Source organism: Streptomyces sp. NPDC058459 (assembly GCF_042721685.1).
Taxonomy (GTDB): domain Bacteria; phylum Actinomycetota; class Actinomycetes; order Streptomycetales; family Streptomycetaceae; genus Streptomyces.
In genome coordinates, this window is sequence record NZ_JBHXLV010000379.1 from 1 (window position 1) to 2,663 (window position 2,663).

Sequence of the window (2,663 nt, forward strand, 5' to 3'; positions counted from 1 at the left end):
TCATGACGCTGCTCGACAGCTCGATCGTGAACGTCGCCCTGCCCTCCATGGAACGCGGCCTCGGCGCCGACGCGGCCGATGTGTCCTGGGTGGTGTCGGGCTACGCGCTCACCTTCGGCCTCGCCCTCGTCCCGGCGGGCCGGCTCGGCGACGTGGGGGGGCGCCGGGCGGCGTTCCTGTTCGGGCTGGCGCTGTTCACGGTCGCCTCGGTGGCGTGCGGGCTCGCGCCCGGTTCCGGCTGGCTGGTGGTGTTCCGGCTGGTGCAGGGCGCGGCCTCGGGCATCGTCGCGCCGCAGACGACGGGGCTGATCCAGCAGATGTTCCAGGGCGACGAGCGGGCCCGCGCGTTCGGCATGCTGGGCAGTGTGGTCGGCATCTCCACGGCGGTCGGACCGCCGGCGGGCGGCCTGCTGATCCAGGCGTTCGGCGTCGAGGACGGCTGGCGCTGGGTGTTCTACGTCAACCTGCCCATCGGCGTGGCCGCGTTCTGCGCGGCGCTCCGGCTGCTGCCGCGTACCCCGGCGGCGGAGCGCAAGCGCGAGAGCGCCGACCTGGTGGGCGTCCTGCTGCTGGGCGCCGGTGTGCTCGCGCTGATGCTGCCGCTGGTGCAGGAGCAGCAGTGGACGGGCCGGCTGAAGTGGGCCCTGATGCCGGTGGCCGCGCTGCTGCTGGCGGCGTTCTGGCGCTGGGAGCGACGGCAGGGCAGGCGCGGGCACGATCCGCTGATCGACCTGGAGCTGTTCTCCCTGCGGTCCTTCACCCTGGGCGTGCTGCTGAACCTGGTGTACTTCGGCGGCTTCACCACGGTGTTCTTCGTGTACACGCTGTACTTGCAGAACGGTCTGGGCTACGGCCCGCTCGCGGCCGGGATGGCCTCGCTGCCGTTCGCCATCGGTTCGGCGGCCGGGGCAGCGCTGGGCGGCCGGCTGGTGGTGCGGTACGGCCGCACACTGGTCGTCGTCGGGCTGGCCGGGGTGGCGGTGGGCCTGGCCGGCGTCGTCGGCGCCGTTCAGCTCGTCCAGGGGGCCGGTGCGGCATGGGCGGCGGCGCTGCCGCTGCTGCTCGCGGGGGTGGGCTCGGGCGTGACGATCTCCCCCAACACGACGCTGACCCTCACCCGCGTGCCCGTCCGGCGGGCCGGTGCCGCGGGTGGCGTCCTGGTGACGGCCCAGCGGATCGGCTCGGCGGCCGGGATCGCGGCGGTGGGCGCGGTCTATTTCGCGCACCTCGCCAACCACGGCACCTCCACCAGGGCGCTGCAACTGGGCCTGCTCACCGCGGTGGGGATCATCCTGGTCGCGCTCGCCCTGGCCGTCGCGGACCTACGGGAACGGCAGACGCACCCGGAGCCCCCCATGGGCGGGGGCCCGGCGCAGGAGCCGGTGGAGCGCACGCCGTCGAAGGCGTGAGCACCCGGCTCAGGACTTGCGGCGCGGCTTCCCCGGCCGGCCGCCGGAGCGCCCGCGCACCGGCCGCCCGGCGGGCTTGCCGCTCTTCTGCCGGGGGCCGCCCTGGTCGGGCCTCTTCTTCTGCTGCTTGGGCTCCGGGGGTGTCGCGCGGCCCCGGGTGCTGTTGACGGTGCGGCCCCGGACGACGCCGATGAAGTCCTCCACCAGGTCGGTGGTGGCCTCCTCCGGCCAGGACAGCGCGATGCCGGACTGCGGGGCGTCGGTGACCGTGCGGTAGGTGAGGTCCTTGCGGTGGTAGAGGCGCGCCAGGGACTGCGGGACGATCAGCAGGCCGACGTTCGCCGCGACCAGTTCCAGGGCGTCCGGCGTGGTGGCGGGCCGCTCGAAGGCGGGTTCTCCGGGCGGGGCGTCCCAGTCGAAGACGTCGTCCAGCGGATGGAAGAGCACCTCGTCGGCGAGGTCGGCGAGGGTGACCTCCTCGGCCGCGGTGATCACATGGTCCTTGGGGACGACGACGACGGTGGCCTCGGTGTACAGCGGGATCGCGCTGAAGAAGTCACGGTCGACGGGCAGCCGTACGAGGCCCGCGTCGGCTTCGCCCGCGCGCAGCAGCGCGTCCGCCTCGGTGGCGGGGACCTGGGTGAGGGTGAGCGGGGTGCCGGGCACGCGCTCGTTCCAGATCCGCACCCATTTGGCGGGCGTCACTCCCGGGACGTACGCGAGCCGGAACGGCGGTGATTCTTCCGAGCCTGTCACCAGGCCAGGGTATCGGCCGTGGTCGGCTCCCACGCACACGGCCGATACCCTTGACCTCATGAGTTCGCAGCAGAGCACCCAGACGATGAAGCCCGCCACCGCGGCGAAGAAGCTGGGTGTGTACCTCCCCGCCACCCCCGCCGCCTTCCAGGAGGGTGTGGTCTCGCGCGCCGAGCTGAACGAGCTGCAGACCGACCCGCCCGAGTGGCTGCGCGAGCTGCGGCAGGACGGCCCCCACCCGCGTCCGGTGGTCGCGGCCCGGCTGGGCGTGTCCATCGCGGGTCTGGCGCGCGGCGGTGTCACCGAGGCGCTGACCACCGAGCAGATCGAGGCCCTTAGCGAGGAGGGTCCCGACTGGCTGGAGAAGGAGCGCGCCACCCAGGCGGAGGTCCGCAAGGAGGCCGCGCGCGTCAAGCAGCTGCACCAGGAGAAGGACGCCAGGAAGAGCTGACGCTCCGGAGCCGGGTACGTACCGACGACGCGTCCGCGCCATGTGCG

3 protein-coding genes are annotated in these 2,663 nt (G+C 73.5%); 2 read left to right on the top strand and 1 reads right to left on the bottom strand.

The genetic code is table 11. The features are described from left to right. A partial coding sequence (locus tag ACFWN1_RS32820) for an MFS transporter (protein ID WP_384370268.1) occupies positions 1-1,409 on the top strand: 1,409 nt, incomplete at its 5' end. Between the two features lie 9 nt (positions 1,410-1,418). On the opposite strand, the gene ACFWN1_RS32825 is transcribed toward ACFWN1_RS32820, so the two are convergent. Further along, a complete protein-coding gene (locus ACFWN1_RS32825; RefSeq protein WP_384370271.1) occupies positions 1,419-2,165 on the bottom strand; it encodes a LysR family substrate-binding domain-containing protein in 747 nt (248 codons plus the stop codon). A gap of 58 nt (positions 2,166-2,223) precedes the next feature. Here ACFWN1_RS32825 and ACFWN1_RS32830 point away from each other — a divergent pair, with 58 nt between their 5' ends. Beyond that, positions 2,224-2,616, top strand: coding sequence for a DUF5997 family protein (locus tag ACFWN1_RS32830; protein ID WP_384370274.1), 393 nt, complete (start codon positions 2,224-2,226; stop codon positions 2,614-2,616). Positions 2,617-2,663: the final 47 nt, after the last annotated feature.

What these genes read in the sequence shown, in the direction of transcription:
- ACFWN1_RS32830 (WP_384370274.1), top strand. Translation starts at nt 2,224, where the DNA reads ATGAGTTCGCAGCAGAGCACCCAGACGATGAAGCCCGCCACCGCGGCG.